Raw genomic sequence first — 25,774 nt, 5'->3', positions numbered from 1 at the left:
TGTTGATCAGCATGGATATCGAACTGAGCACGGCCGAACTGCGCGCGATCGCGGGCTATGCGGTGGCGTGCGCGGAACCCGCTCTGGCGATCTTCGAGCGCGACCGTCCGGCGGATCCGCGGGCCAGGGCGGTCCTCGACGCGGTGCGCGAGTTCGCCAGCGGCGGCAAGCGGACGAAGGCGATACGCACGACCGCGTTCGATGCGCACCGGGCCGCCCGGGAGGCCCGGGAGCTCGGATACGCGGCGGCGGCCGACGCGGCGCTCGCCGCCGGGCATGCGGGCGGGGCCGCGTATCTGCATCCGCTGGCGCAGGCGACCCAGGGCGGCCACATCCTCATGTCGGCCGCGCACGCGGCCCGGGCATTCGAACTGGAGGCCGGGGACGATCACCGCATCGGTGCCGAATACATCGCGAAGGCAACGGATTCGGCCACCGCGACCGTGGTCGATGTCCTGATGCGCTATCCGGAGCCGCCGGGTGGTCGCGGCCGGGTCGGCGAGCTGTGGCGGCAGCTCGATACGGCGTTGCGGCGGTTGGCGATCGACCGCCTCACGCCCGAATCTCGTTGAGGTAGTTGTAGATCGTGTAGCGGGTGACGTCGAGCCGCCCGGCGAGGTGGTCCACCGCATCCTTGATGAGGAAGAAACCGGCCTCGTCCAGTTCGCGCACGACGGATGCCTTGTGCCGCTTCTTCATCAGATCCACCGGGATGCCGACCTTTCCCACCGCCCGGTCGACCAGGTAGCGCTGCAGGCTGTCGACGTCGGCCGGGAAGGTTTCCGGTGCGCCCGCGCCGTCGGTGGGTGCGGCCGTATCGAGGCTGTTGACGCACAGGCAGCCGATCGCGACTCCCGCGTCGTCGCGCAGGAACAGCGTCGACGAACGGATCGGGCGGCCGTCGGGGCCGTGGGTGCGATAGTTGGTCAGGTCCTGGGTGGTGCCGCGGCGGACGAGGCCGAGCAGCAGATCCGTCATCGGCCCGCCGACGCTGCGACCGGTCAGATCGCCCGCGATGGCGATGATCGAATCCGGCAGTCTGCTCAGGTCGTGTAGCAGCACCTCGTTACCGGGGCCGAGCATCGCGGCCAGGCCCGGCACGGCGGGCGCCAATGCGGCCAGCACCTCCCGGGTGGCCGAAGTGGCAACCGACACAACGGTTTTCGGCGGTCTGCGCAATGTTTCCAGGGCCGCGCGCAGCAGTTCCGCGCTGGCCGCCGGTGTCGAGGCGTGTGGCGAGAGGCGCACGTGTTCGGGCCGCACCGTCGCGGCGATTCCGGTCGCGGTGAGTGCGGCGCCGACCTGTGCGGCCGAATGGCCCGGCACGGTGAAGGCGAGGATTCCGGCGCGCCGCTCGACCGCGGAGACCACCTGCGCGCCGACCTCGGCGAGCACATCGGAGAATTCGCCGATCCGCTCGGCGATGCGGGCCGCGATGGCGGCGGTCCCGGCCTGTTCGACCAGTTCGAGCGCGGCGGCGAACGCCCCGGAGGTGATCGGGCTGAGGTTGGACAGCGACCAGCCCGCCGCGGTGGCGTCCGGCGGATGGATCTCGTCGTCGAACAGTCCGGGATCGCGCGCGCCGGACCAGCCGGACAGCACCGGATCCATTCTTTCCAGCGCCCGGTCCGAGAGCACCGCGAACCCGGTCCCCCACCCGGCCCGCAACCATTTCTGGCCGCCCGCCACCAGAATGTCGGCAACCTGCCACGGCTCATCGATGACGCCGAATCCCTGGATACCGTCGACAACGAGCAGCCGGTCGCCGATCACCTCGCGCAGCGCGGCGAGGTCGGCGCGGTAGCCGGTGCGGAAGTCGACGGCGCTCACGCTCACCGTGGTGATGTCGTCGGTCAATGCGGCGGCGACCCGGTCGGCGGTGACGTATCCGCCGGTCAACCGGTGCACGACCAGCCGTCCCGCCTGCTCGGCGCGGGCCCACGGGTAGGTGTTGGCCGGGAATTCGGCCGCCGACACCAGCACCGCGCCGCCATAGTTGAACGCCGCCTGGAACAGGCCGAGGCTGGTGTGCGGGAGCAGCACGGTGTGGTCGGTGTCCGAACCAGCCAGCCGGGCGACCGCCGCCTTGGCCCTGATCTCCTGTCGCATCAGATCGTCGACGGTGGACGGCCCGGCGGTGGTGGCCTCGTGCAGCAGATTCGCGGTGGTGTCCAGCACGGCATGCGAGGGCGGCCCGAACCGGGCGAAGTCGAGATATCCCGCGGGCTCGTCGAACTGCAGCAGGTAGCGCGGCGAGATCCGCTGCGGCTTCACCGCAGGATCCTGGCGAGGAACCGCCGGGTGCGTTCGTGTTTCGGCTCGCTGAAAACCGTTGCGGGCGGCCCGGTTTCGACCACAGCACCATCGGCCATGAAGACCACCTCGTCCGCGGCCTCCGCCGCGAAACCCATTTCGTGCGTCACGACGACCATGGTCATCCCCTCATCGGACAATGTCTTCATCACCTCCAGCACCTCGCCGACCAGTTCCGGATCGAGCGCCGAGGTGGGTTCGTCGAACAGGATGAGTTTGGGGCGCATGGCCAGTGATCTGGCGATCGCCACCCGCTGCTGCTGCCCGCCGGACAACTGGGCCGGATAGGCGTCGGCCCGATCCGCGAGCCCGACCCGGTCGAGCAGTTCCAGTCCTTGCCGCCGCGCGGCGCCCGCATCCGCGCCGAGCACCCGGATCGGTCCTTCGACAACGTTTTCCAGCGCGGTGCGGTGCGCGAAGAGGTTGAACCGCTGGAACACCATGCCGATATCGCGACGCTGGCGCGCCACCTCGCGTTCGCGCAATTCGTGGAGTTTGCCACCGCGCAGCCGGAAGCCGATCGGCTCACCGTCGACCCAGATCTGGCCGCCGTCAATGCTTTCCAGATGGTTCACACAGCGCAGAAAGGTGCTCTTACCCGCGCCGGACGGCCCGAGCAGGCAGACCACCTGCCCCTTGTACACCTCGAGATCTATCCCGCGCAGAATTTCGTTGGCACCATAGCTTTTTCGCACGCGCACCGCGCGCAGCAGCGGTTCAGGCACGGCCGCTCCGCACCAATGGCGCACCGCGCAAGGCCTTTCCGGCGCGCACCAGCGGTCCACGCTCGGCCGTGCCGAACGCGCGCTCCAGGTAGTGTTGTCCGATGCCCGCGACGGTCACCACGACCATGTACCAGCAGGCGGCGGCGATCAGCGTCTCCATCACGAGCAGGTTGTTGGACGAAATATTGTTGGCCGCGTGCACGAGTTCGGTCACGCCGATCACCGACGCCATCGACGTTCCCTTCAACATGTTGACGAAATCGTTTCCGGTGGGCGGGATTATCACCCGCATGGCCTGCGGCAGCACCACCCGGCGCAGCGTCGCCGCCGGCGTCATCCCGATCGATTTCGCCGCCTCGGCCTGTCCGCTGTCCACGCTGTTGAGGCCCGCGCGCACGATCTCGGCCATATATGCGCTCTCGTTCAGCGCCAGGCCGAGGAAGGCGGCGGTGAACGCACTGATCAGCACGTTGGTCTGGGCGTGGAAGAGGTACGGGATGGAGATCTGTGGGAAGACCAGCGCCAGGTTGTACCAGAGCAGGATCTGCAGCAGCACCGGCAGACCGCGGAACAGCCAGATATAGCCCGCCGCGAACCAGCTCGCCACCGGGTTCGTACTGCGTCGCAGCAGCGCGATCAGCACCCCGAGCACGATCGCGACTCCTTGCGAAAGCACCGCCAGCACAAGGGTATTCACCAGACCGGTGAACATCACCCGGTACCAGAGGAATTCCGGCACCCGACGCCATTCGATCTGCGCGTTCCCGAGCGCGACGGCGAGCAGCGCCAGCAGCGCGATGATCACCGCACCCGCGACCCAGCGCCCCCAGTGGCTGAGCCGGACAATGGGCAGCTCAGCTTCCGCCATTGATCACGGCCTCCTTGACCGCGCCCCGCTGCACACCCCAGGCTTGCAGGATCTTCCCGTAGGTGCCGTCGGAGATCAACGCGTTCAACGCATTTCGCACCGCCTCGGCCAGCGGCCGGTCCTGTTTGCGCACACCGATCCCGTACGGCCCGCCGTTGATCGGCTCACCAGGCACCACTTCGAAGTATTTGCCGTCACCGGCGGTGCGGGCGATGTAGACCGCGCTGGGCAGGTCGTTCAGGATGGCCTGGACCCGGCCGGTGCGCAACTGATTCTGGTTCTGGTTGTCGCTGTCGGTCGCGGTGACCTCCAGCGCGGGCCTGCCCGCCTGTGCGCACTTCGCGCTCTGCTCCTCGGCGAACTTCTGGTGGCTGGTGCCCTGCACCACCGCGACCTTCTTGCCGCACAGCGCATCCGGTCCACCTATGCCGTCCGGGTTGCCTTTGCGGATCATGATGGTGATGCCGGAGGTGAAGTAGTCGACGAAATCGATCTGCTCCTGCCGCGCCTTGGTGTCGTTCATCGCCGCCATGGTCAGATCGATGCGGCCGGATTGCAGCGAGGTGATCAGCGAGCCGAAGGCCATGTCCTGATATCCGACTCCGACACCGAGTTTCGCACCGATGGCCTTGGCGATATCGACCTCGTAGCCGACCGGGGTCTTACCGTCGGCGGCGTAGAAGTTGTTCGGTGCCGATTGGATATTCGAGGCGAGGCGCAGCGTGCCCGACTGCGTGATCGACTGGGGCAGTGCGGCATTCAGCCCCGGATCCTTGGTGACCGCGCCAATGATCGCTCCGGTGTCCGCGACGGCCGCGCCCGGCGACGCGCCCCCCGCGCCGTCCGGGCCGCCCCCGCACGCGGCAAGAAGACCGATCACACCCGCCAGCAGCGCCCCGCGCAGCGCAAGGTTTCGCGACATCGCGGACCTCCACTCTCTAGCTTTGCCGCGACGCTACCTCTCGCTGTTGAAGAGGTCAACGGGTTGTTGAAATTCTTGCCGGGGCGATCGACGCGCTGATCCGCCCCGGTCGCCGATCAACGGCGGTGGGATCGAACGGGAGTCGCGGCGGGCCTGCCGACCCTGGCGATGTGCAGCAGGCGCGCCGGATCATCGATTCCCGTTGCGCGAGAGAGTTGTTCGCGTGTCCGTGCGGAATCGATGAGCTGGCTCAGCGGATGCGTCGCATAGCCGTTGCGGGACAGGGTGAGCCAGATCCGCAGCAGGACACGGCCCAACGCGACAGTGTCCGCCTCATCCGGTGGTCCGATGAGGACGAGCACCTCGCACTCGTCGTCCAGCGGGCCACGCGATGCGGCGGCCAGCAGCCTCGGCAATCCGGCGCGGCGCAGTGCCGGATACGCGCCGAGCGCCAGCCGCAATCCGAACGCCTCCGAGCGGGAAAGGGATAACGCCCGATCGGTCAGGCCGTCCCGGCGGTAGTTCGGGTGGTGTGGGGTGAGCCGCAACCAGTCGTGCAGTTCACCGACGACGGACGGATTGCCGAACATCTCGAAGTCCGCCTCGTACAACAGCTTTCGCAAATCAGCGCCCGGAAGCAGCCGAAGTCCGGCCGGGGCCGCGATATCGGCGAGACGAGCCAGCACGGCCTCATCCATGGTTCCCGGCAGGTATGCGCCTCGATGCGAGGCGCGACACCGGATGTCGGCGGTGGTGAACGATGTCCCATATCGCGAGGCGGCGGGGACCAACCGTCCGATCCGTCGCTCGGCCCGATCGGCCTCGAAGCCGACACACAATCCGGCATCGGCGCACACGATGAGACAGCATTCGACGAACGCGCCGAGCGAGAGCAGCAGATCCCGGCCGCCCGGATCACTGGCGGGCAGGGAATGGGCTGGATTCCAGCCGATTTCGACCGAATCGTTGCGGTAGGTGAGAGTCCACGGCTGGGTGTTGTGCGCGCTCGGGGCGCGCCGGAAATCGGGCTCCAGCGCGCGCAGCGTGGCCGCGTCGAAGCGCCTCATGTCAGATCCTTTTCGTAGAAGGTGTATCCGTGCAGCGGCCGCCCGCCCATCGCCCGGAAATGCGCGGCGGAACCGGGATTGGTGTGTTCGACGTAGGTGCTGCGCAGCCGCCGGTAGCCGCCGGCGCGCAGGTTGCGCAGCAGTTCGCGGGATAGGTAACGCATATACCCGTGCCCCTGCTCGCCCGGCACGGTGCCCTTGATGATCAGCACGGCGTCGCGGCGGTACCTGGAACGGGTGGCGAGTAGCCGAATCTGGTTGAGCGGGTTCAGATTCGCGCCCACCGCGATGACGAATTCGGAGATATCCGGCACGCACAGCACGAAGGCGACCGGGCGACCGGCCTTGGTCAGATATAGCAGCAGCGATTCGTCGAGCAGATAGGCGAGCCCATCGGTCTGAGCCGCCAGCTGCTCGGCGGAGATCTCGGTGTAGTAACCGAGTTGGGCGAAGGCGTCGTTGAGCATCGCACGCAGGATCGGCAGCTGTGCCCCGATATTCTTCCGGTCACCCCGGTGCAGCACCAATTCCTCTGCGGCCAAGCGTGACTCGTCGAACCGGAAGACCGCGTCCGGATCCGCCGTGACCGGACAGATCCAGGTGTCGGACTCGAAACGCCGAGTGAAGCCGTACGACTCGTACGCCGCCGGGTAGCGGTCCGGATTCCATGAGCTGTCGATGAATCCACGCTCGCCGTAGCCGGAGGTGATGACGCCACCGGATTGGTTGGGCAGCAACGACACCGGACCGAAGACCCTGGACCGCCCGGCCGCCCGGCCCGCGGCGCAGATCGCGTCGAACAGCGGCGCCTCGGCGCCGGGCGCGAATTCGGTGAGCCCGAACAGCTGCTGGCGGCGGCCGAGTTTCGCGTCGAAGGCGTCGTCGGTGTGCAGCGTGGTCCGGCCGACCACCCTGCCCCGGTCGTCGCGCAGCAGGTACAGGCCGATGCCGTCGCGATACCAGCCGCGAATGGTCTGGCGCGGCGTCGGCACGTAGCGGCCGTCGTGCAGCCGACCGGGCAGGTCGATGAATTCCCGTAATTCCCTGCGGTTCTCGACTCGGTGGAAGTTCATCGGCGGCGCTCCACCACCGGGCCGGGCCCGGATTCGGTGGACAGCGGCGTGAAGGTCGGAATATGCGCCATGGCATTGCCTTCCGCCCGCCAGATGCCGTTGCTGTAACCGTCCGGCTCGGCGTGGTAGAGCCGGATGAATCCGCCCTTGGCGTTCTTGGCGCCGTCGGTCACCCAGATCATCAGATCGCGATGGTGGCGGCTGCGGGCGAAGCGCAGCATCGCGTCGCGGTCGGCGAAGAACGCGATGGTGCCGAGGGTCAGCGGGAATTCGTAATACACCTTGTGCCAGCGGTATCCGCGCATCCGCCGCATATCGCGCACCATCCGGAACCAGGTGCGGGTCAGGGTGATGATCGACAGCGGGCCGCGATATCGGGTCGCGCCGATGAACATCGCGGTCGCCTGTCCCTGCGGCGGGGTCTTGCTGAAGTCGGCGGTTCTCACGATCGCTCCACGAGGTAGGTGTTCTTGAGCTTGGTCATGGCCGCGAACGGCCCGGCGCCGGGCGCGAACAGGCGCACCCGCAGATCGGCGGCCGCCGGATCCTCGCGCAGCGATTCGGCGAAATCGCGGGAGACGTGGGCGAGATGGTCGAGTACGCCGCGACGGCAGCTGTCCGCCAACCGGTCTCGTGCGGCGGCGTCCAGCAGACCGTCGCGCAGTTCGAGATTCACCACCGGGCGCGATTCCAGATCCGGCAGCTCCTCCAGCGACAGGCAGAACCGCGAGATTCGGTCGGCATGCGGATTCCCCTGGTACAGACCGTATTCGATATCCTGCGGGTAGAGATTGGCGCCCATGTAGGAGACGGTGCTGTCCTTGCGGCCGAACAGGAACAGCAGCGGCAGGTTCATCCGGTCGCCGCCCATGGTGTCGCGGCAGCGCGCCCAGCGGGCCGGGTCGCGCCGGATCGCCCGCCGCACCGCGGGCAGCGTATGCAACCGGGCCTCGTCTCCGACGTTGTACCGCAGCTTCGGCTGCAGGCAGTGCGGAGAAGTGATGGTGCACAACAGTTCTGCGTTCGCATTGGTTTCCAGATAGGTGTCGAGCGGGTTGTAGTGGAAGATCATCGGCAACCGTTGCTCGTACTCCCCCAGCAATTCCCGTCGCAGCTCGGCATCGTGTGCCAGCTCTCTGCGCAGCCAGACGGTGAACCCGGTCTCGGCGCCGATACCGATGGACAGGTCGCTGGCGCCGTAGCCCGAACGCACCAGGGTGAAGCGCTGTTCGAGGTAGTCGCGCAGCGCCTCGGTCATCGGCTCGCCGCCCACCATGCCCCGGATCGTGTAGGCGTCCCAAGGGAATTCGAGTTCGTCCAGCCGATCGCGCAGATGCTTCAGGAACGGCGGGTACGCGGCGACGATGTAGTCGTAGCCGGGGCCGAAGTGGGTGAGGGTGTCGACGATCTTCGCCAGATCCGGGCCGGTGTTCTTCACCATCGCGATTCGCGTCATCGCGGCACCGGTGGTGGTGCCGGTCGCCCACGCGCCCATCGAATATGCGTTGATGACGAACAGTCGCTCGCCCGGGAAGACCATTTCGACATAGCCCGCCGCGTTGCGGTAGATCGAAGCCAGCTCGCGCGGGCCGCGCGCCCAGTTGAACGGCTTGCCGGTGGAACCCGACGACTCGTCGACGACCACGCCCGCCCGGTGCAGCCTGCCGTTGTGGCACCGGCTCTCCTCGTCGTACGCGCCCGCGTAGTTACGCTTGTCGGTCTCCGGAAAGTCCCGCAGCCGCTGGGCTTTCCGGACTCCGGAGCGGGCCAGGAAGTCGCGATAGGCGGGGACGTCGACGGCCGCCGACCGGCAGGCCGCCAACGCCTGCCCGGCGGCCAGCCGCGCGAAGGACGGGCGGAACGTGCGAACCATCAACCGCCACAGCACCGGACGCGCGGTGGCCGTGCGGTATACGAGCGCGAGCAGCGCCGAACAGGTCCGCAGCCGGACCAGTCGCCAACGTTCGCGCGGTGTCGCGGCTGTCATGCCGAATTCCTTTCTTGCCAAACCTTTTCGCCCGCGACCCAGGTCTGGGTGACGCGGGTCGCCGGATCGAACGGGTCGCCGTCGCAAACCACCAGATCGGCCGCTTGCCCCGGCGACAGCGCGCCGCGATCCGAAATACCGAGGGACGCAGCGGCCGTCACGGTGGCGGCGCGGACGGCCGCCGCCGGAGCGAGCGCCTGATCGGCCTGCACCACCGCGCCGTCGCGCCCGCGTCTGCCGACCGCCGTGCGCAGGTTGCCGAGCGGATCCAGCGGCCCGCACGGATGATCGGAGCTCAACACCACCGGCGCGCCCGCGGCGGCGAGCATCCGGGCGCCGACGATCGCGCGATGCCGGTCGATGCCGAGACGCACGAACTGCGGTCCGAATCGCGGCAGGAATCCGGGCTGCACGGCGGCGTACGCACCGCCGGCCGCGACCAGATCCGCGGTGCGGCGGTCCAGCACCGTCAGATGGTCCACCGTCGCCGTGCCCGCGGGGACGCCGACGGCGCGCAGCGCCAGCGCCGCCTGTGTGGCGGCCAGATTTCCCAAGGCGTGCAACCGGATCCGGAATCCGGACGTGGCGTACGCGGCCAGCGTCTCGCGCAATTCGGCGTCGGTGTAGCGCAGATACGGCATCCGCACCCGGCCCGCGCGCATCCGCACGGCCTGCCGCATACCTTCGCGCACCGGCCCGCAGCCGCGGTGCCGCAGCGCCTCGCGCACGGTGCCCGCGACCAGGCCGGGCACGGCGCGCATCGGCAGCTCGAGCGCGCACCGGTCGGCCCCGTCGAGGAAGATCTTCACCTCGCGGCCCGCCGCACCGTACGGTCCGTCGGGCGCCGACGCCGGATCGCCTGGCGGATTGAGGATTCCGGCCGGGGATCCGGTCGCCCACGACAGCCGCAGCGGCGTCCGTCCGACCAACCGCAGCAACGCCGGTTGTCCGGCCGGCGGGACGAACGGATCGTGTGCGTGGGTGATTCCGCACGCCAGCTGCCGCCGGGCCTCGGCCGCGAGCAGTTCCGCACCGGCGTCTCGGCGGTAGAACTCGAGTTCGCGCAGCGCGCGCTGCAGGATCGCGCCGTATGCCGCCTCCCACACCTCCCCGGTGCGGCGCCCGCGCCCGATGTCGCCGTCCTTCGATCTCGGCGAAAACCCTTCCAACGCAGCCGATGACGCCGCACCGCGATGCAGATCGACACCGCTCACCAGCACCCGGCGGCCCGGTGCGACCGCATCCAGTTCGGCCGCGGTCGGCAGCCGCGACTCCGGCCATTCGTGCGGCGTCGTATTCCAGCACAGCAGCCAGGGCAGCTCGGGTCGCCCGGCCGCGGCGGCGCCGATCGCGGCGAGCGCCGACGCGACGGAATGCCAAGCCGCGCCGTCGATTCCGTCGCGCACGAGCGCCGCCACCGACAGATGCGAATGCGTATCGATGAATCCGGGCAGCACGTGGCGGCCCGCCAGATCTACGACCTCGTCCGCCGCGGGGGCGGGCTCATCGGAGCGGCCGACCCGCTCAATCCGTCCGTCGCCGACCAGCAGCCATCCGGTATGCGGCAGGCAGTCCGCCCCCGACCAGACGGTGCCCGCGGTGAACAACCTCTTCGGCACACCCCACTCCTCCCGTTCTCGTTGTATGGAGCGTCGCCGAGGAGGGGGTGCGTGCGGACCGGTGTGCCTACCCGAATCGGATAGGTACTACTACTCAGTTCTCATGCGTATTCCGAAATATGTTGCGGCCCAGGCTAATCCGCTTCGGCCCGAGTTTCCCCGCAGCCGCCCCGGCGCTTCGGGTACCACCGGGCCCCGTCGCACCGATACAGTGATCGCACCAGCTGATCACGAGCCGAGGTCATCCGATGGGTAGCCAGGAGCCGACCGCAGCGGTCCGCGACGCCTTCGACGCGGTCGTCGCCACCGCCGACTTTCCCATGTGGATCGTCACCGCCGCCGCGGACGGGGACAAGGCCGGATGTCTGGTGGGCTTCACGGCGCAGGCCAGTATCGAACCGCCGCGCTTCCTGGTTGGCCTGTCGAAGACCAATTACACCTTCGGCGTCGCCGCCCGTGCGGACCACCTCGCCGTCCACCTGATCAGCAGACGCAACGTCGCACTGGCCCGGCTGTTCGGCGGCGAATCCGGTGTCGAGGTCGACAAATTCACGCACTGCCAGTGGCGCTACGGCCCCTTCGGCGTGCCGGTGCTCGCGGCCGCCGCGGGCTGGTTCGTCGGTGAAGTGGTGCACCGCACCGATTTCGGCGACCACGTCGGCACCCTGCTCGCCCCGGTCGCCGCCAGCGCACCCGCCTCGCCCCGCACCGCGCTGCGCTACCACGCCGTCGCCCACATCTCTCCAGGCCACCCCGCGTGATCCCGCGCGGGAAGCGCGGGCCGCGATTCACGAATTCAGGGCGGGGGCCAGGTGGGGCCAGGCGTCGTGCAGGTCGGTTTCGAATTGGCCCCAGGTGTGGCCGCCCTCCGGGCGGTTGATGTGCGTGGCCGGGAGGCCGAGGGCGGCGAGACGAGCGGCGAAGGCGGTGGTGCAGTTGCTCGCGATCGCCTCGATCGGCGGAAAGGCGAGGCCGCCTCGGTCTATCGCACCGGGGATGCCGGTGGCGGCGGATAGGTACACCGCTTTGCCCGCAAGCGTTTCGGCGTGCGCGAACGCGTCGTGTGCGCGCCAGCCGTCGGTACCGGGTGTCCCCCACATGTTCAGCGGATTGCCGCCGCCGCGCAGCACCTGCGCGCTGACCATGGCCGTGCCGAGCGGATCCGCCGTCCACGGACAGCCGCTCAGCGCGGCGACGGCCCGGTACCGGTCGGGCGCCTGGATCGCCAGGTCCACCGCCGAGCCCGCGCTCATCGACACCCCGATGACGGCATTGCGGCCCGTCGCGTTCAGGTGACTGTCGATGACGGCGGGCAATTCCTGGGTCAGATAGGTCTGCCAGCGGTTACGCCCGACCACCGGGTCGTCGGCCAGCCAGTCGGTGTACAGGCTGAACGCGCCGCCGACGGGCATCACCACGTTCACGTGTTTGTCGGCGAAGAAGCGCACCACATCGGTGTCGTCCCACCAGGAGATGCCGTCGACGCCGCCGCCGATACCGGTGAGCAGGTATACGGTCGGGGCGGGGCCCGCGGCGCGCAGCACCCGATTCGTGATCACCCGGCCCATCGCGGGCGAGTAGACGTCCAGCTGTACGGCGGAGCCGCCGAGCGACGTCTCGGCGACCGGACGCGGCGCTTCGGCGGCCGCGCGAAATGGTAAGGCGGACATCGCCACCGCTACCAGCAGCGTTGCCGATGCTGCAACAACATTTCGGGATAACCTCACAATTTCGTTGTAGTGCAACAAATTTCGTCACGCATGCCGCTGATCTTGGGGTGGCCCGGTCAACGACGACCGCAAATTCCGCGACCGCCGCGCCAATAATCGAAATGAGAAATTTTCAGTGAACCTGTGGCTACCATGCATTCGGCGACCCGCTTCACGAAGTTCTCACGCACACCGTGGTTGAGTCCGTTCCACCGCCCGCCCTGGAAGGACCCGATGAAAATCAGGATCGTGCTCACCGTCACGGCGCTCGCGCTCGCCGCCGGATGTTCGGACTCCGGAAAATCCGGCGACTCGACGCACGGCGGGACCGCGCAACCGCTCGCCACCCTCGCGGACTATCAGTCCCAGCACATCGAATGGCAGCCGTGCCCGGATCATCCCGGCGCCGAATGCGGTTCCATTCGAGTGCCGATCGATTACCAGTACCCCGGCGACGCCGCCATCACCATGCCGCTGGTCAAATTGGCCGCGACGAATCCGGCGGCCCGGATCGGCGTGCTCACCGCGAATTTCGGCGGCCCGGGCGTCTCGGGTTTCGACAGCACCCTCGACGCGCTCAACGAGAACGACACCACGCTGCGCCCGCTGCGCGAACGCTACGACATCATCGGCTGGGATCCGCGCGGCGTCGGCCGCAGCGCGGGCATCGTCTGCCTGTCCGACAAGGAAATGGACGATTATCTGGCCACCGATTTCACGCCGTCCGACGATGCGGGACGCCGCAAAGTCGTCGACGCGCTCAAACATTACGGCGAAGGCTGCCAGCGCCATGCCGGAAAACTGCTCGGCTTCGTCGGCACCGAGCACATCCCGAAGGATATGGATGTGCTGCGGGCCAGCCTGGGCGAGGAGAAACTCAATTACATCGGCTTTTCCTACGGCACCCGGGTCGGCCAGTTCTACGCCGATCAATTCCCGAACCGGGTCGGCCGGATGCTGCTGGATTCCATCGACGATCCCGGTGAGAACGATGCGTCCGGTGACGCCGATGACGAATTTCAGCCAACTCCTGGCGAACTCACCCAGGACGAGCGGACCGTGCAGACCATTCTCGGCGCCTGCGCCGCCCGGCCGAGCTGCCCGGTCGGCACCGATCCCGATGCCGCGATGACGAATCTGCGCGCGCTGATCGATCGGGTCGAGGCCGATCCCATCGCGCTGCCCGACGGCCGCAAACTCGGCTCCAATCTGGCGCTGTACGGCGTTTTCCAGGCCACATACAGCACCGACGATTGGCCGATACTCGACAAGGCCATCGCCGATGCCGAACACGGCGACGGCTCCGGCCTGGCCGCGCTCGCCGACGCCTACCTGAAACGCGATGCGGCGGGCAAGTTTTCGACCGGACCCTACGCGTTCTCCGCGGTGCAGTGCATGAACGGGGATCCGGCCAAGTACCGTTCGAAATCCGATGCCGAGATCATCGACAAACTGGGCCGCGAGGCCGAGAAGGCGAAGGTGGTTTCACCGCTGTTCGGCGTCGCGGGCGTCTATCGCGGTGCGGAATGCACCTTCTGGCCGGTGGCGCCGTCGTTGAAGATCCATGCGCTCAAAGCGGCGGGCGCGCCGACCATCGTGCTGATCAACAACACCGGTGATGCCGCGACCACGCTGGCCGCGGCGGAGAATGTGGCCCGAAACCTCGCCGACGCGGTGCTTGTCGTCAACGAGCGCGACGATCACATCGCCTACGGCAAGGGTTCGGCCTGTGTGGACGGCATCGTCCACGACTACTTCTTCAACGGAACCGTTCCCGCGCACGGAACCCGTTGCGCGGCAACGCCTTCCTGATCAGGCGACGTTCAGCTCGACGTCGATGTTGCCGCGGGTGGCGTTGGAGTACGGGCACACCTGGTGCGCGGCCGCCACCAGCTTCTCGGCCTCGGCGCGCTCCACACCCGGCAGTTCGACCGTCAGCGCGACGGCGAGTCCGAAACCCTCGCCGACCTTGCCGATCGACACCTCGCCGGTGACGGTGGAATTCTCCAGCTTCACCTTCTCGCGGCGGGCGACGACCTGCAGCGCGCCGTGGAAGCAGGCGGCGTAGCCCGCGGCGAACAGCTGTTCCGGGTTGGTGCCGGTGCCGCCGGCGCCGCCGAGTCCACTCGGCACGCTGAGGTCGAAGTTCAGCACGTCGTCGGAGGACTGGACGTGTCCGGCGCGGCCGGCGCCGCTCGCCGTCGCCTTCGCGGTGTACAGGGCTTGCATGATTACTCCTCGTTGGGTTCGTCGAGCGCCAGCCGGTGGTGGCCCACCGATTCGGCGATGGCGCGCAGGCGGTCACGAAAATCCGCCGCCTCCGCGAGTTCGAGTCCGGTCGCGCAGGCCACCCGCAGCGGGATGCCCTTGGCCCGATCACGCAGGGCCACACCGGATTCCGTCGGCGCGATGCGCACCGACCGTTCGTCGTCGGCGGAGCGGGACCTGGCGATCAGGCCCGTCGACTCCAGCCGTTTGAGCAGCGGCGACAGCGTCCCGGAATCCAGTTCCAGCGCCGCACCCAAATCCTTCACGGTCATCGGCCCGTGCTCCCACAGCACCAGCAGCACCAGATACTGCGGATAGGTCAGGCCGAGTTCGTCGAGCAGCGGCCGATACAACCTGGTCACAGCCCGGGAGGCGGCGTACAACGCGAAGCACAACTGCCGATCGAGCCGCAACCCGTCGTACTCGTCCATCCGATCACCTCCACCAGCCAACATAGTGCCCAATTCAATTGTGCACAATCTATTCTGGCTGTGATCCAACACACAGACAGAGCGGCCACTGCCAGCCGATCAGCGGACAGTGGCCGAGTGCGGTGTTCCGGCAGCGAGCCGAGGTTATGAATCCGGTGCGACGACCTGCCGGGGTTCCGGGAAGTGGCATGCGGCCAGATGCCCTTCGGGGGCTCCGCCGAGTTGCAGCAGCGGGGGTTCCTGTTCCGCGCAGATAGGCTCGGCCTTCCAGCAGCGGGTGCGGAAACGGCAGCCGGATGGCGGATTGATCGGCGAAGGGACATCGCCCGCCAGGCGGATCCGCTCCTTCTGCCCGACGCTGTCCGGATCGGCCTCCGGCACCGAGGACAGCAGCGCCTGGGTGTACGGATGCTGCGGGCGGGTGTAAAGATCGGCGCGGTCGGCGATTTCGACGATCTTGCCCAGGTACATGACGGCGATGCGCTCGCTGAAATGCCGCACCACCGCCAGATCGTGCGCGATGAAGACGAATGCGATCCCCAGGTCGCGCTGCAGTCGCTGCAGCAGGTTGATCACCTGCGCCTGAATGGATACGTCCAGCGCGGACACCGGTTCGTCGGCGACGATCAGTTTCGGCTCCAGCGCGAGCGCGCGGGCGATGCCGATGCGCTGGCGCTGACCGCCGGAGAATTCGTGCGGAAAGCGGTTGAAGTGTTCGGGATTCAGGCCGACCGTCGCCAACAGTTCCCGCACCCGTTCGCGACGGCCGCCCGGCGGGTGGATGCCGTTGATCTCCATCGGCGCGGCGATGATCTTCCCCACCGTCTGCCGCGGGTTCAGCGAGGAGTACGGATCCTGGAAGATCATCTGGATCTCGGACCGGATCGGCGCCAACTGGCGGCGGCTGCGGTGCGTGATGTCCTGACCGTTGTAGGTGATCGTGCCCGCGGTCGGTTCCAGCAGCCTGGCCAGCATCCGGCCGGTTGTCGACTTCCCGCAACCGGATTCGCCGACCAGACCGAATGCCTGGCCCGCGGATACGCTCAGGTCGATGCCGTCGACCGCGCGAACCACGCCGGTCTTCCGCTTGAACAGGACGCCCGAGCGGATGGGGAAATGCATCTCGAGCCCGGTCGCGGTGAGCAGCGGCCCGTCGCCGACCCCCGGCGTAATCGTTTGGGGCAGTACCTGTTCGGTCATGACGCCGTCCCGAGTGTCGGCCGGATCTGTTCGGCGAAGACTCGGTCGGCCTCCCCCTCGGACAGATGACAGGCCGACCCGCGTTCGGTGGCCGAGCCGATCTCGGGCCGCTCGGTCATACACCGTTGGCCGCCAACCTTTTCCACGAAATCGCAGCGCGGATGGAACGGGCAGCCGGGCGGCACATCGATCAGGCTGGGCGGGGTGCCCCGCACCGGATGCAGCGGCGCGTCCACGTCCCCGCCCAGGCGCGGAATCGAGGACAGCAGGCCCCAACTGTACGGATGCCGTGGGGTTTTCAGCACCTCGCGCACCGAACCCCGTTCCACGCAACGGCCCGCGTACATCACAAGCACATCGTCGGCCATCTGCGCGACAACACCCATATCGTGGGTGATCAGGATGATCGCCGTATCGAATTCGGCCTGTAGTTCCCGCAACAGGTCCAGGATCTGCGCCTGCACCGTCACATCGAGGGCCGTTGTCGGCTCGTCGGCGATCAGCAGATCCGGATCGCAGCAGAGCGCGATCGCGATCATCACCCGCTGCCGCATACCGCCGGAGAACTGGTGCGGATAGTCGTCGACGCGCCGTTCCGGTTGCGGGATACCGACTTTCGCGAGCATTTCGATCGCCCGCGCCCGCGCCGCCTTCCGGTTCGCGCCGGTGTGGCGGCGATATGTTTCGATGATCTGATCGCCGACGGTGTAGTAGGGCGACAGCGCGGTGAGCGGATCCTGGAAGATCATCGAGATCCGCTTGCCACGGAAACGCCGCATGGTCCGTTCGTCGGCTCCGGCGAGATCCGTTCCCTCGAAACGGATCTCGCCCTCGATGGTGGTTTTCGCCCGGTTGTGCAGGCCGAGGATGGCCATGGTCGCCACGCTCTTGCCCGAACCGGATTCGCCGACGATGCCGAGCGTCCGGCCGCGGGCCAGGTCGAACGAGAGCCCGTCCACCGCCTTGACGACGCCGTCCTCGGTTCGGAAGTGCACCTTGAGATCTCGCATCGAAAGGATGGCGTCACCCGCGGTGGTCACCGGCTCCCTCCGCTGTGCTCGGGTCGCGATGCTCATCCCAATCTCACTCTCGGATCGATGAACGCGTAGACGATGTCGACGACGATATTGGCCACCACCACGGCGGTCGCGGCCAACAGCACCACCGCCATCATCACCGGCAGATCGGAATCCAGCACGGAGTTGGCCGCCAATTGGCCGACCCCGGGCAGATTGAACACCGTCTCGGTGATGATGGCCCCGCTGAGCAGCACGGCGATATCCAGGCCGAGCAGCGTGGCGATCGGACTCATCGCGCCCCGAAAAGCGTGCTTCACATAGATTTTCGCCGGGCCCATGCCCTTGGCCCGCACGGTGCGGACGTAATCCTCGTTCATCACCTCCACCATCGAGGAGCGGGTGAGCCGCGCGTAGTACGCGGTGGTGATGATGGCCAGACAGACCCACGGCAGGATCAATCCGGTCGCCCATTTCACCGGGTCGGTGAAGAACGCCGTATAGCTCGGCACGTTCATGATGTGTGTCGAATACACGAAGATGAACAACAGGAACGGGCCGAGCACGAAGATCTGCTGCGCCCCGCCGACCACCGCGAAACCCATGCCGACCTTGTCGGCGAGCTTGCCCTTGCGCAGTGCGGCGAGCATGCCGAGGCCGACGCCGACCGTCAGGAAGATCACCACCGCGCCGATGGTCAGCGACAGTGTGACCGGCAGGCGATCCAGGATGGTGTCCAGCACCGGGCGGTGATTGTGGAACGAATAGCCCAAACACGGTGCCGCACAATGGGTATCGCTGATATCGCGCCCGGCGAAGATCCCGCCGAGATATTCGAGGAACTGCTGCCACACCGGTTTGTCGACGCCCATCTGATGCGCGACCGCGGCGACCCGCTCGGGTGTGCAGGTCTTGCCGCAGGCCAGCCTCGCGACATCGCTGCCCGGAGCGATATAGAACAGCATGAAGGTGCCCGCGCAGATGATGAGCAGGATCGCGAGGCCGCCGAGGATGCGGCGGATGAGGAAGGCCAGCATCACTTCAGGTAGACGTTGAACAGATCGAGGGTGGTGGAGATCGCGTCCATCCGCACGCCCCCGACATTCGAGCCGAACATCATCTGTTTGCGCGTGTATACCAGCGGGATCTCCGCCGCGTAGTCCCGCTGGATCAGCTGATCCAGCGGCATGTACTGCTTGCCCTGTTCGCTGATGTCCTGGATCGCCTGGACGCGGTTGATCTCATCGTCGACCTTCTTGTCCTTCAGCTGGGCGAAGTTGTTGCCGCCGTCCATGACCGCCCCGCCGTAGCACAGGGCGCTGTACACGGTCCGATTGGTCGGCCAGTCCGGGCTCCACTGGTTCCAGATCAGGTCGTACGGATTGCTCAGCAGCTTGATGGCGTCGTAGAAACCCTTGTCGGGCAGCGGATCGAGATTGACCTTGAATCCGGCGGCCTCCAGCGCGCGCTTGATCGGATCACCCCAGCGGTCGGCGGTCGGGGTGGAATCCCATGCCACATTGACCGTGTAGCCGAGTTTGCCTGCGGCCGTGAGCATTTCCTTCGCCTTCTGCGGATCGCCGTTGTCGCCGACGCCGTACGGGTTGGGCTGCGGCGCGTAGCCCAGCGCGGTCCGCGGACCGATCGTGGTGGCGATATCGCCGAAGAACGGACCGCCCTGGGTGAGCGCGACGTCCTTTTTCGGGAAGGCCGTCGCGATGGCCTTCCTGACGTTCACGTCGGTGACCCGGGCGGTATTGATGGAGAACATCTCCACAGCGCCGGTTTGGTTGTCCACCGTGCGCTTCTTCAGATTCGGGTCCTGCATGATGGCCTGGACCTGATCGACGTCGATAGCGCTGTACAGTGCCGCGGCGTTCGGATCGGTATCCGCCTTCAGCTGGTCGGTCTCCTGTTTGGGTTTGACACCGAACTGGAAATGCATCTCGTCCACGTACTGATGCCGCACCGGATCGGTCTTCGGATCCCAATTCGGGTTCTGCACCAGGGTCAGCGTCTTGTCGACGTCGTGCGCGGCGATCTTGTACGGGCCGGTGATCATATCGCCGAGACCGTTGGCGTCCAGGTCGTCCGGCTTGGCGTCCCGGTCCCTGCGCACCGGCACGGTCTGGGTCATCGATACGGCGAACGGGAAGTCCGACTGCGGTTCGGCCAGGTGGAAGACGATCGTCTTGTCGTCCGGGGTCTCGATCTTGTCGGATCCGAGCTCCTGACCGGAATACGGACCAGGATAGACCGAGTGGAAATCGTCCTTCCCGACCAGCCACAGCTGGACCCACGACGGCCCGGTGGCGAATCTCGTATCGAAGGTGCGCTCGACCGCGTACTTGATGTCCTGCGACTTGATCGGCGTGCCATCGGCGTATTTCACGCCGTCTTTCAGCGTGTACTTCCAGGTCTTACCGCCGTCGGAGGCTTCGCCGGTATTGGTGGCCAGATCACCGACCAGCGCCATCGAGCCGTCGTCGCCCTGCCGGAATGTGGTGAGGCGGCGGTTGAGGAGCTTGAATATCTCATCGTCCGGGGAGTTGTAGACCTTGGCCGGGTCGTAGTGCTGGAAATCGACGCGGAAGGTCAGGTTGAGCTTGCCGCCCTTCTTGGCGCCGGACGCGTCCGCGGCGGGACCGTTCGACTGCTTACCGTCGGGGTCCAGCGTGAGCTTGTTCTGCGTGACCGTGGGTTGATTGCCACCGCCCACATTGGTGCCACCGGCCGAGCAGCCTGCGGCCGCCAGCGCGGCGGCCATGGCGACCGCGGTCGCCCGCGCGATATGCGTTCTCTTCATTCCGGATCCTGACTACTCCTGACGCCGACGACCGGCGACCCAACTGCTTATCGACTTCCCTTCGGGTCGAGCGCGTCTCGCACCGAGTCCCCCAGCAGGTTGAACGCGAGCACGAAAACGATCATCCCGATACCGGGGAAGACGAGAAAGGTGATGTCCGAGGAGATCAGGCTGGACCCACGCTGCACGAGCACGCCCCAGTCGGGCGTCGGATCGGTTATGCCGACGCCGAGGAACGACAGCGCGGCCTCGATGGTCACGTAGTAGGGCAGATCCAGCGTGACCAGCACCAGGATAGGTGTGAACAGATTCGGCAGCAGCTCACGGAAGATGATCCGCGCCGGACCGGCGCCGGTGACGACGGCCGCCTCGACGAACTCCCGTTCCCGAAGCGAAAACACTTGTCCGCGAAGAAGTCTGGCATTGCGGGTCCAGCCGAACAGGGTCAACAGCCCGATCATGCTCGCGGCGCGCACCAAGACCGGGATCTCCTCGCCGGTCGCCAGGTAACTGGCCCAGGCAACGGGCATGAAGGCGAGCATGAACAGGGTGGACGGAACCGACAGCAGGATGTCGGTGATCCGGCTGATGACGTAATCGACCGCGCCGCCGAGATATCCGGCGGAGATTCCGAGCACCGTGCCGATGATCGTGGTCAGCAGCACCACCGCCAGCGAAATCAGCAGTGAGGTGCGAATCCCGTACACCACCACCATGAATACGTCGCGCCCAGTGTGCGGCTCGATGCCGAACCAGAATTGGCCATCGATGCCGCCGTTGGGTTTGATCGGAAATCCGGTGTCGGTGAGCAGACCGTTACTCGGCGTCGCGTACGGGGTGTACGGATCCTTACCGTAGGCCAGCGAAATCAGCGGCGCGCCGAGACCGACGACGAAGAAGAACAATACGACGATGCCCGCGATCACACCGGACTTATCCCGCTTGAATCGCAACCAGGCGAGTTGCCCGGGCGAACGACCGACCGCAGCCTTCTTCCCCACCCCCGCGACGTCCGGAATCGCTTCCGGCACATTCTCATTCGTGAGTAGGGCTGCCACTACTCCCCCTGCTGTCACGCCGAGTTGATGTTGATAAGAATTGGGCGAACGGTACGGTGTCCGCTCCCGAACGTCAATCCCCACTCCCCATCCTTGACGAGACGGCCTCGGCGACTTGGGGATTCGGCCGGGGCGGTAGGCAGGATGCACAGCAATGCGGACTCCGGCCGGCATTTCGGCCGGAGCCCGCGAGCCGATCGGTCTCAGCTGCCGATGAGCGCGTTCATGATGGTGCCCGCACTGGTGGCGACGGCGCCGCCCGCCATTGCGCTGGCGACCATTTTCGGGGATTGCAGCCCGCCGCCGTTCCATTTCTCCCAGGCGAACCGGCCGCCGCCGTAGGTGATCGCGGTGACCCCGGACAGTTCCACCAGCCAGGTGAAATAGCGGACCATCTGCATGAGCTTGTCGGCCATTGGCGGCGCCTCCGGCGTCGGATTGCCGACCTGCGCAAGTACGGTCTCGTGTAGCGCGGCCAGAATCATGCTCACTTTCGGTGCTCCTTTTCGGATGCTGAGGTGATGCTGGAGATTTGGATTCACATCTTGCACACCGGTGGGCGGCGGTAGCCCGGCCCGTATGCAAAAACATACCGACCTATTGGATTGAACCTCAGCAAGATCGCGAAGGCAGTTCGACACACCGACCAGGAACAAGGCCGTGATCACCGAATTCCATCCGGCGGATGCCCCGCCCCCGGCGGCCGAATTCCTCCGGACATCCGATCATCACGTATTTTTCCGGCGGCGGATCCGCCGATGTTTCACAACCGAATCCACCTCATGCCGCAGATTCGCTGGATATCCTGTGCCGTAACGGCGCGGCAGTGGATCAGCGTGCCGGGGAGAGGGATTCATCATGTCGGACAGCTACCTATCGGGCACCGGATTACCGACCAGGATCGATACGACCGTCGCGCATGAGGCGCGGGTTTACGACTATTGGCTGGGCGGCAAGGACAACTATCCCGCCGACCGCGCGCTCGGCGATGCCATCGCCAGCCATATTCCGGCGATTCGCACCATGGCCATGGCCAACCGCGCATTTCTCGCGCGCTCGGTGCGTTATCTGGTGACCGAGGCCGGTATCACGCAGTTCCTCGATATCGGCACCGGCATTCCGACCGCGGGCAATACCCACGAGGTCGCGCAGCGTTTCGATCCGGCCGCGCGGGTGGTCTACGTCGACAACGATCCGATCGTGCTGGCGCACGCCCGCGCGCTGATGGCGAGCACACCGGTGGGCCGGACCGCGTTCATCCACGCCGACCTGCACGATCCCGAATCCATCCTCGGCGATGCCACGCTCACGGCCACGCTGGACCCGGCGCGGCCGATGGCGATCATGCTGGTGGCAATCATGATGTATTTCCGCGACGAGGACGATCCGCGCGACATCATCGAACGGCTGCTGGCCGCGGCCCCCGCCGGAAGCTATCTGGTGATCACCCACCCCACCGCGGATTTCGACGCGCGGGCGATGGCGCGGGTGGTCTACTCGGCCGAGCAGGCGGGCATACCCTTCCAGCCGCGCAGCCGCGCCGAAACCGAAAGCCTTTTCGCCGGAACCGAATTGGTCGCACCGGGTGTCGTTCCGGTGGCGGCGTGGCGGCCGGAGCTGGTGGACCGGCCGCCGGATACCGCGCCGGACCCGGAATCCGCCTGGTACTGGGCGGGCATCGGCCGCAAGCCGTGATCGGGTTTCAGGCGGATCAGCCCGGCAATCCCGAGCAGAGGAAGGGAGGCCGATGGTAAACGACGCCGAGAAGCGCTGGCGCGATCCGCGGTCGGCGCGCCGGGCGATGCGCTACGGCATCGCCGTATTGGTCTGCGCCGGAATCGTTTTCGGGGCGACGGTCGGGTGGGCCGCACAGCGGCCGCAGTGCCTGTCCCAGCGGATGCTGTGCGACGGCCCGGCGCAGACCGCCGTCGTACTCGGCCCGGCCGTGGTACTGCTACTCGGCGGGATCGGCGCCTTCGTACAAACCTATCTGGCCTGGCGCCGCCGCGAAGGCTGGCCGATCTGGCAGGGCGCGGGCTGGTTCCTGTTCACCCTGATGCTGGTCTACCTGGGCATCGGCGGCGGCGCACTGGCAAGCGATTAACCGACCTTGATCACGAGCTTGCCGAAATTGCGGCCCTCGAGCATGCCGATGAACGCCTCGGGCGCGTTCGGCAGCCCCTCGACCACGTCCTCGCGGTAGCGCACCCGGCCCTCGGCCACCCAACCGGACATATCGCGCAGGAAATCCCCGAACATCTCGTCGACGAACTCCGACATGATGAATCCGCGCACCGTCAGACTCTTGGTGAGAATCGAGCGCATGAAGCCGGGCAGGCGGTCTTCGCCCGTCGGCGCACCGGTCGCGTTGTAGCTCGCGATCAAACCGCAAACCGGTACGCGCCCAAAGGTATTCAGCAGCGGATAGACCGCTTCGGCGACCGCGCCGCCGACATTCTCGAAATAGACGTCGATCCCGTCCGGCACGGCCGCATGCAACTGCTCGGCGAAATCCGGCGCCCGGTGATCGATGGCGGCGTCGAAACCCAGCTCCCGCAGATAGGCCACCTTCCGCGGCCCGCCCGCGATGCCGACCGCCCTGGCGCCCTTGACCTTCGCGATCTGACCGACCGCCGAGCCGACCGGGCCGGTCGCGGCGGCGACCACCACGGTCTCCCCCGGCCGTGGGTTACCGATCTTCAGAAGACCCGAGTACGCCGTGAAGCCGGGCATGCCGAGCACGCCGAGCGCGGTGGACACCGGCGCCGCGCCGGGATCCAGCTTGCGCAGCGTCTTCACGGACGCGACCTGATGCGTCTGCCAGCCCGAGTTGGCGAGCACCACATCACCTTTCGCAAAATCGGGCGAGTTCGACTCCAGCACCTCGGCGACGGTCTGGCCGACCATCACCTCGCCGACCTCGACCGGTTTCGCATACGACTTGGCGGCGCTCATCCGGCCCCGCATATACGGATCCAGCGAGAGATACAGCGTGCGCAGCAGCACCTGGCCATCGGCCGGTTCGGGCAGTTCGTAGGTCTCGGTGCGGAAATTCGCCGGGGTGGGCGCGCCCTCCGGCCGGGATGCAAGCACGATCCTCGTCGATTCGACCATGTGCAGAGCCTAGTCCTGCCGCCAGGTCATCTGCTGATCCCACCAAAATACGGATGCGGGAATAGCGCACCGCCGAATATGTTCGTTCCGGATGGTTAGGCGAACGAACGAGAGGGGCCGCAGTGGCGACCGAGACAGCGGAGATATCAGTCGGGCTACGGTCGGAACGCGGCGCCATCCTCGCGGCCCTGATGCTGGCGAACGGTCTGGTGGCGCTGGACTCCACCATCATCGCCACCGCGGTGCTCACCATCACCGACAACCTCGGCGGCTTCGCCCAATTCCCCTGGCTCTTCTCGGTTTATCTGCTGGGACAGGCGGTGACGACGCCGATCTACGGCAAGCTCGCCGATACCGTCGGGCGTAAACCGGTGCTGCTGTTCGGCATCGCGGTGTTCGCACTCGGCTCGCTGCTGTGCGGTATGGCCACGAATATGTTCGCGCTCATCATCTTCCGTGCGGTGCAGGGTATCGGCGCCGGCGCGCTCGGCCCGATCACCATGACCATCGCGGCCGACCTGTACACGCTCACCGAACGCGCGAAGGTGCAGGGCTATCTCGCGTCGGTGTGGGCGATGTCGTCGGTGCTGGGCCCGCTGCTCGGCGGCATCTTCGCCGAATATGTCAGCTGGCGTTGGATTTTCCTGATCAACCTGCCGCTGGCCGCGCTCGCCGCGTGGACGCTGGTGCGCAACTTCACCGAAAGCGCGCCGCGGCAGCGGCACCGAATCGACTATGCCGGTGCGGGTTTGCTCACCATCGGTGCGGGCTCGCTGATCCTCGGACTGCTGGAGGGCGGCCAGTCCTGGGCCTGGTCCTCACCGATCAGCATCGCCATCTTCGTCGGCGGCTCGCTGATACTGGTGGCCTTCGGTCTGGTGGAGCGCCGCGCCGCGAATCCGATTCTGCCGCTGTGGGTGCTGACCAGACAGGTGGTGATCTCGAGCAGCCTGATCTCGGTGCTGGTCGGCACCATCCTGGTCGGATTGACCACCTATGTACCGACTTTCACGCAGGGCGTGCTCGGCACCGGCGCGCTGATCGCCGGGCTCACCGTCGGCGCGCTGACCCTCGGCTGGCCGCTGGCCGCGTCACAGGCCGGAAAGGTGTACCTGCGCTTGGGTTTCCGTTCGACGGCGCTCATCGGCAGCGGCCTCGCGACGCTCGGCGCGGCGTCGACCCTGTTGATCGATGCGCAGTCGAGCCTGTGGCAGGTCGCCGCATCGTGTTTCGTGATCGGTTCCGGTATGGGCCTCGTCGCGACGCCGACGCTGATCGCCGCCCAGTCCAGCGCCGAATGGAGCGAGCGCGGGGTGGTCACCTCGACCAATATGTTCGCCCGCGCACTCGGCAGCGCGGTGGGTGTCGCGGTGTTCGGCGCGATCGTCAACGCCAAGGTCGGGCATCGCGATCATCCTGCCGCCGAAGTGCTTTCGCCAGCCATCCATCTGGTGTTCATCGCGGTCGCCGCGATGGCGGCGATCATGGTGGTCGGATCGGCGATGATGCCGCACCGCGACGCCACCGCGTGAAACCTGAGCGGCTGGACCGACGTGGCCAGCGGAAATGCCAGTGGCGCAACGACCCCCGCGAGTCCG

Annotated in this window: 24 protein-coding genes and 1 pseudogene; 6 read left to right on the top strand and 19 right to left on the bottom strand. The window is 66.9% G+C overall.

Features of this window, described 5'->3' with window-relative positions; genetic code table 11:
- Positions 1-11: 11 nt before the first annotated feature.
- Positions 12-572, top strand: coding sequence for a putative immunity protein (locus LGY53_RS31180; protein WP_225730263.1), 561 nt, complete (start codon positions 12-14; stop codon positions 570-572).
- Here LGY53_RS31180 and LGY53_RS31175 read toward each other — a convergent pair.
- The 9 genes from LGY53_RS31175 to LGY53_RS31135 all read right to left on the bottom strand — a co-directional run bounded on the left by LGY53_RS31175 (position 553) and on the right by LGY53_RS31135 (position 10,574).
- Positions 553-2,274, bottom strand: a complete 1,722-nt coding sequence (locus LGY53_RS31175; RefSeq protein WP_225730262.1) for an aminotransferase class V-fold PLP-dependent enzyme — start codon at positions 2,272-2,274, stop codon at positions 553-555. The two genes, LGY53_RS31180 and LGY53_RS31175, sit on opposite strands and share 20 nt — an antisense overlap.
- Positions 2,271-3,038, bottom strand: coding sequence for an amino acid ABC transporter ATP-binding protein (locus LGY53_RS31170; protein ID WP_308103022.1), 768 nt, complete (start codon positions 3,036-3,038; stop codon positions 2,271-2,273). The genes LGY53_RS31175 and LGY53_RS31170 overlap by 4 nt, the downstream gene beginning before the upstream one ends.
- A complete protein-coding gene (locus tag LGY53_RS31165; protein ID WP_225730261.1) occupies positions 3,031-3,906 on the bottom strand; it encodes an amino acid ABC transporter permease in 876 nt (291 codons plus the stop codon). The genes LGY53_RS31170 and LGY53_RS31165 overlap by 8 nt, the downstream gene beginning before the upstream one ends.
- A complete protein-coding gene (locus tag LGY53_RS31160; protein ID WP_225730260.1) occupies positions 3,893-4,828 on the bottom strand; it encodes an ABC transporter substrate-binding protein in 936 nt (311 codons plus the stop codon). The genes LGY53_RS31165 and LGY53_RS31160 overlap by 14 nt, the downstream gene beginning before the upstream one ends.
- A gap of 116 nt (positions 4,829-4,944) precedes the next feature.
- Positions 4,945-5,895: a hypothetical protein gene (locus LGY53_RS31155; RefSeq protein ID WP_225730259.1), complete on the bottom strand. Its 951-nt coding sequence runs from the start codon at positions 5,893-5,895 to the stop codon at positions 4,945-4,947.
- Entirely contained in the window at positions 5,892-6,968 is a 1,077-nt protein-coding gene (locus LGY53_RS31150; protein WP_225730258.1) for a hypothetical protein, read from the bottom strand. Before LGY53_RS31150 ends, LGY53_RS31155 begins: the two co-directional genes overlap by 4 nt.
- A complete protein-coding gene (locus LGY53_RS31145; protein WP_225730257.1) occupies positions 6,965-7,414 on the bottom strand; it encodes a hypothetical protein in 450 nt (149 codons plus the stop codon). Before LGY53_RS31145 ends, LGY53_RS31150 begins: the two co-directional genes overlap by 4 nt.
- Complete coding sequence (locus tag LGY53_RS31140; protein WP_225730256.1) at positions 7,411-8,955, bottom strand: phenylacetate--CoA ligase family protein; 1,545 nt, start codon at positions 8,953-8,955, stop codon at positions 7,411-7,413. The genes LGY53_RS31145 and LGY53_RS31140 overlap by 4 nt, the downstream gene beginning before the upstream one ends.
- Entirely contained in the window at positions 8,952-10,574 is a 1,623-nt protein-coding gene (locus LGY53_RS31135) for an amidohydrolase family protein (protein ID WP_225730255.1), read from the bottom strand. The genes LGY53_RS31140 and LGY53_RS31135 overlap by 4 nt, the downstream gene beginning before the upstream one ends.
- A gap of 248 nt (positions 10,575-10,822) precedes the next feature.
- On the opposite strand from LGY53_RS31135, the gene LGY53_RS31130 reads away from it, so the two are divergent.
- Positions 10,823-11,335 (top strand): flavin reductase family protein, encoded by a 513-nt coding sequence (locus LGY53_RS31130; protein ID WP_225730254.1) that lies wholly within the window; start codon positions 10,823-10,825, stop codon positions 11,333-11,335.
- Between the two features lie 27 nt (positions 11,336-11,362).
- Here LGY53_RS31130 and LGY53_RS31125 read toward each other — a convergent pair whose 3' ends face one another.
- Positions 11,363-12,244 (bottom strand): alpha/beta hydrolase family protein, encoded by an 882-nt coding sequence (locus LGY53_RS31125; RefSeq protein WP_225730253.1) that lies wholly within the window; start codon positions 12,242-12,244, stop codon positions 11,363-11,365.
- Positions 12,245-12,517: 273 nt separating this feature from the next.
- On the opposite strand from LGY53_RS31125, the gene LGY53_RS31120 reads away from it, so the two are divergent.
- Positions 12,518-14,095 carry an alpha/beta hydrolase gene (locus LGY53_RS31120; protein ID WP_225730252.1) on the top strand — a complete coding sequence of 526 codons (1,578 nt, stop codon included), beginning with the start codon at positions 12,518-12,520 and terminating at the stop codon, positions 14,093-14,095.
- Here the strand turns inward: LGY53_RS31120 and LGY53_RS31115 are convergent, their stop codons facing one another.
- From LGY53_RS31115 to LGY53_RS31080, 8 genes are all read right to left on the bottom strand, one after another.
- Positions 14,096-14,512, bottom strand: coding sequence for an organic hydroperoxide resistance protein (locus LGY53_RS31115; RefSeq protein WP_167474602.1), 417 nt, complete (start codon positions 14,510-14,512; stop codon positions 14,096-14,098).
- 2 nt (positions 14,513-14,514) lie between these two features.
- A complete protein-coding gene (locus tag LGY53_RS31110; protein ID WP_225730251.1) occupies positions 14,515-14,982 on the bottom strand; it encodes a MarR family winged helix-turn-helix transcriptional regulator in 468 nt (155 codons plus the stop codon).
- Between the two features lie 144 nt (positions 14,983-15,126).
- On the bottom strand, positions 15,127-16,182 hold the full coding sequence (locus LGY53_RS31105) for an ABC transporter ATP-binding protein (protein ID WP_225730250.1): 1,056 nt from the start codon (positions 16,180-16,182) through the stop codon (positions 15,127-15,129).
- Positions 16,179-17,258 (bottom strand): ABC transporter ATP-binding protein, encoded by a 1,080-nt coding sequence (locus LGY53_RS31100; protein WP_225730249.1) that lies wholly within the window; start codon positions 17,256-17,258, stop codon positions 16,179-16,181. The genes LGY53_RS31105 and LGY53_RS31100 overlap by 4 nt, the downstream gene beginning before the upstream one ends.
- A complete protein-coding gene (locus LGY53_RS31095; RefSeq protein ID WP_225730248.1) occupies positions 17,255-18,235 on the bottom strand; it encodes an ABC transporter permease in 981 nt (326 codons plus the stop codon). Before LGY53_RS31095 ends, LGY53_RS31100 begins: the two co-directional genes overlap by 4 nt.
- Positions 18,235-20,004, bottom strand: a complete 1,770-nt coding sequence (locus LGY53_RS31090; protein WP_225730247.1) for an ABC transporter substrate-binding protein — start codon at positions 20,002-20,004, stop codon at positions 18,235-18,237. The genes LGY53_RS31095 and LGY53_RS31090 overlap by 1 nt, the downstream gene beginning before the upstream one ends.
- A gap of 47 nt (positions 20,005-20,051) precedes the next feature.
- Positions 20,052-21,035: an ABC transporter permease gene (locus tag LGY53_RS31085; RefSeq protein WP_225730246.1), complete on the bottom strand. Its 984-nt coding sequence runs from the start codon at positions 21,033-21,035 to the stop codon at positions 20,052-20,054.
- A 230-nt stretch (positions 21,036-21,265) separates the two neighbouring features.
- Positions 21,266-21,547 carry a hypothetical protein gene (locus tag LGY53_RS31080; RefSeq protein ID WP_225730356.1) on the bottom strand — a complete coding sequence of 94 codons (282 nt, stop codon included), beginning with the start codon at positions 21,545-21,547 and terminating at the stop codon, positions 21,266-21,268.
- 373 nt (positions 21,548-21,920) lie between these two features.
- Here LGY53_RS31080 and LGY53_RS31075 point away from each other — a divergent pair, with 373 nt between their 5' ends.
- Together LGY53_RS31075 and LGY53_RS31070 are read left to right on the top strand one after the other, a co-directional pair.
- Positions 21,921-22,757 carry an SAM-dependent methyltransferase gene (locus LGY53_RS31075; protein ID WP_225730245.1) on the top strand — a complete coding sequence of 279 codons (837 nt, stop codon included), beginning with the start codon at positions 21,921-21,923 and terminating at the stop codon, positions 22,755-22,757.
- 52 nt (positions 22,758-22,809) lie between these two features.
- Positions 22,810-23,166, top strand: a complete 357-nt coding sequence (locus LGY53_RS31070) for a hypothetical protein (protein ID WP_225730244.1) — start codon at positions 22,810-22,812, stop codon at positions 23,164-23,166.
- Here the strand turns inward: LGY53_RS31070 and LGY53_RS31065 are convergent.
- Entirely contained in the window at positions 23,163-24,176 is a 1,014-nt protein-coding gene (locus LGY53_RS31065; protein WP_225730243.1) for an NADP-dependent oxidoreductase, read from the bottom strand. The two genes, LGY53_RS31070 and LGY53_RS31065, sit on opposite strands and share 4 nt — an antisense overlap.
- A gap of 113 nt (positions 24,177-24,289) precedes the next feature.
- Here LGY53_RS31065 and LGY53_RS31060 point away from each other — a divergent pair.
- Positions 24,290-25,708, top strand: a pseudogene (locus LGY53_RS31060) (MDR family MFS transporter); the annotation flags it as partial.
- Positions 25,709-25,774 lie beyond the last annotated feature (66 nt).

It is taken from the genome of Nocardia sp. JCM 34519.1, from assembly GCF_020361265.1.
Lineage (GTDB): Bacteria > Actinomycetota > Actinomycetes > Mycobacteriales > Mycobacteriaceae > Nocardia > Nocardia arthritidis_A.
Note: the sequence above shows the minus strand (reverse complement) of the source record. Positions and strands in the feature narration are given on the sequence as shown.

Bases quoted from the DNA above. Each gene is read 5' to 3' on its own strand.
- LGY53_RS31180 (WP_225730263.1), top strand. From the start codon at position 12: ATGGATATCGAACTGAGCACGGCCGAACTGCGCGCGATCGCGGGCTAT.
- LGY53_RS31165 (WP_225730261.1), bottom strand. From the start codon at position 3,906: ATGGCGGAAGCTGAGCTGCCCATTGTCCGGCTCAGCCACTGGGGGCGC.
- LGY53_RS31160 (WP_225730260.1), bottom strand. From the start codon at position 4,828: ATGTCGCGAAACCTTGCGCTGCGCGGGGCGCTGCTGGCGGGTGTGATC.
- LGY53_RS31155 (WP_225730259.1), bottom strand. From the start codon at position 5,895: ATGAGGCGCTTCGACGCGGCCACGCTGCGCGCGCTGGAGCCCGATTTC.
- LGY53_RS31150 (WP_225730258.1), bottom strand. From the start codon at position 6,968: ATGAACTTCCACCGAGTCGAGAACCGCAGGGAATTACGGGAATTCATC.
- LGY53_RS31140 (WP_225730256.1), bottom strand. From the start codon at position 8,955: ATGACAGCCGCGACACCGCGCGAACGTTGGCGACTGGTCCGGCTGCGG.
- LGY53_RS31130 (WP_225730254.1), top strand. From the start codon at position 10,823: ATGGGTAGCCAGGAGCCGACCGCAGCGGTCCGCGACGCCTTCGACGCG.
- LGY53_RS31125 (WP_225730253.1), bottom strand. From the start codon at position 12,244: ATGTCCGCCTTACCATTTCGCGCGGCCGCCGAAGCGCCGCGTCCGGTC.
- LGY53_RS31120 (WP_225730252.1), top strand. From the start codon at position 12,518: ATGAAAATCAGGATCGTGCTCACCGTCACGGCGCTCGCGCTCGCCGCC.
- LGY53_RS31115 (WP_167474602.1), bottom strand. From the start codon at position 14,512: ATGCAAGCCCTGTACACCGCGAAGGCGACGGCGAGCGGCGCCGGCCGC.
- LGY53_RS31110 (WP_225730251.1), bottom strand. From the start codon at position 14,982: ATGGACGAGTACGACGGGTTGCGGCTCGATCGGCAGTTGTGCTTCGCG.
- LGY53_RS31105 (WP_225730250.1), bottom strand. From the start codon at position 16,182: ATGACCGAACAGGTACTGCCCCAAACGATTACGCCGGGGGTCGGCGAC.
- LGY53_RS31100 (WP_225730249.1), bottom strand. From the start codon at position 17,258: ATGAGCATCGCGACCCGAGCACAGCGGAGGGAGCCGGTGACCACCGCG.
- LGY53_RS31095 (WP_225730248.1), bottom strand. From the start codon at position 18,235: ATGCTGGCCTTCCTCATCCGCCGCATCCTCGGCGGCCTCGCGATCCTG.
- LGY53_RS31090 (WP_225730247.1), bottom strand. From the start codon at position 20,004: ATGAAGAGAACGCATATCGCGCGGGCGACCGCGGTCGCCATGGCCGCC.
- LGY53_RS31080 (WP_225730356.1), bottom strand. From the start codon at position 21,547: ATGATTCTGGCCGCGCTACACGAGACCGTACTTGCGCAGGTCGGCAAT.
- LGY53_RS31075 (WP_225730245.1), top strand. From the start codon at position 21,921: ATGTCGGACAGCTACCTATCGGGCACCGGATTACCGACCAGGATCGAT.
- LGY53_RS31070 (WP_225730244.1), top strand. From the start codon at position 22,810: ATGGTAAACGACGCCGAGAAGCGCTGGCGCGATCCGCGGTCGGCGCGC.
- LGY53_RS31065 (WP_225730243.1), bottom strand. From the start codon at position 24,176: ATGGTCGAATCGACGAGGATCGTGCTTGCATCCCGGCCGGAGGGCGCG.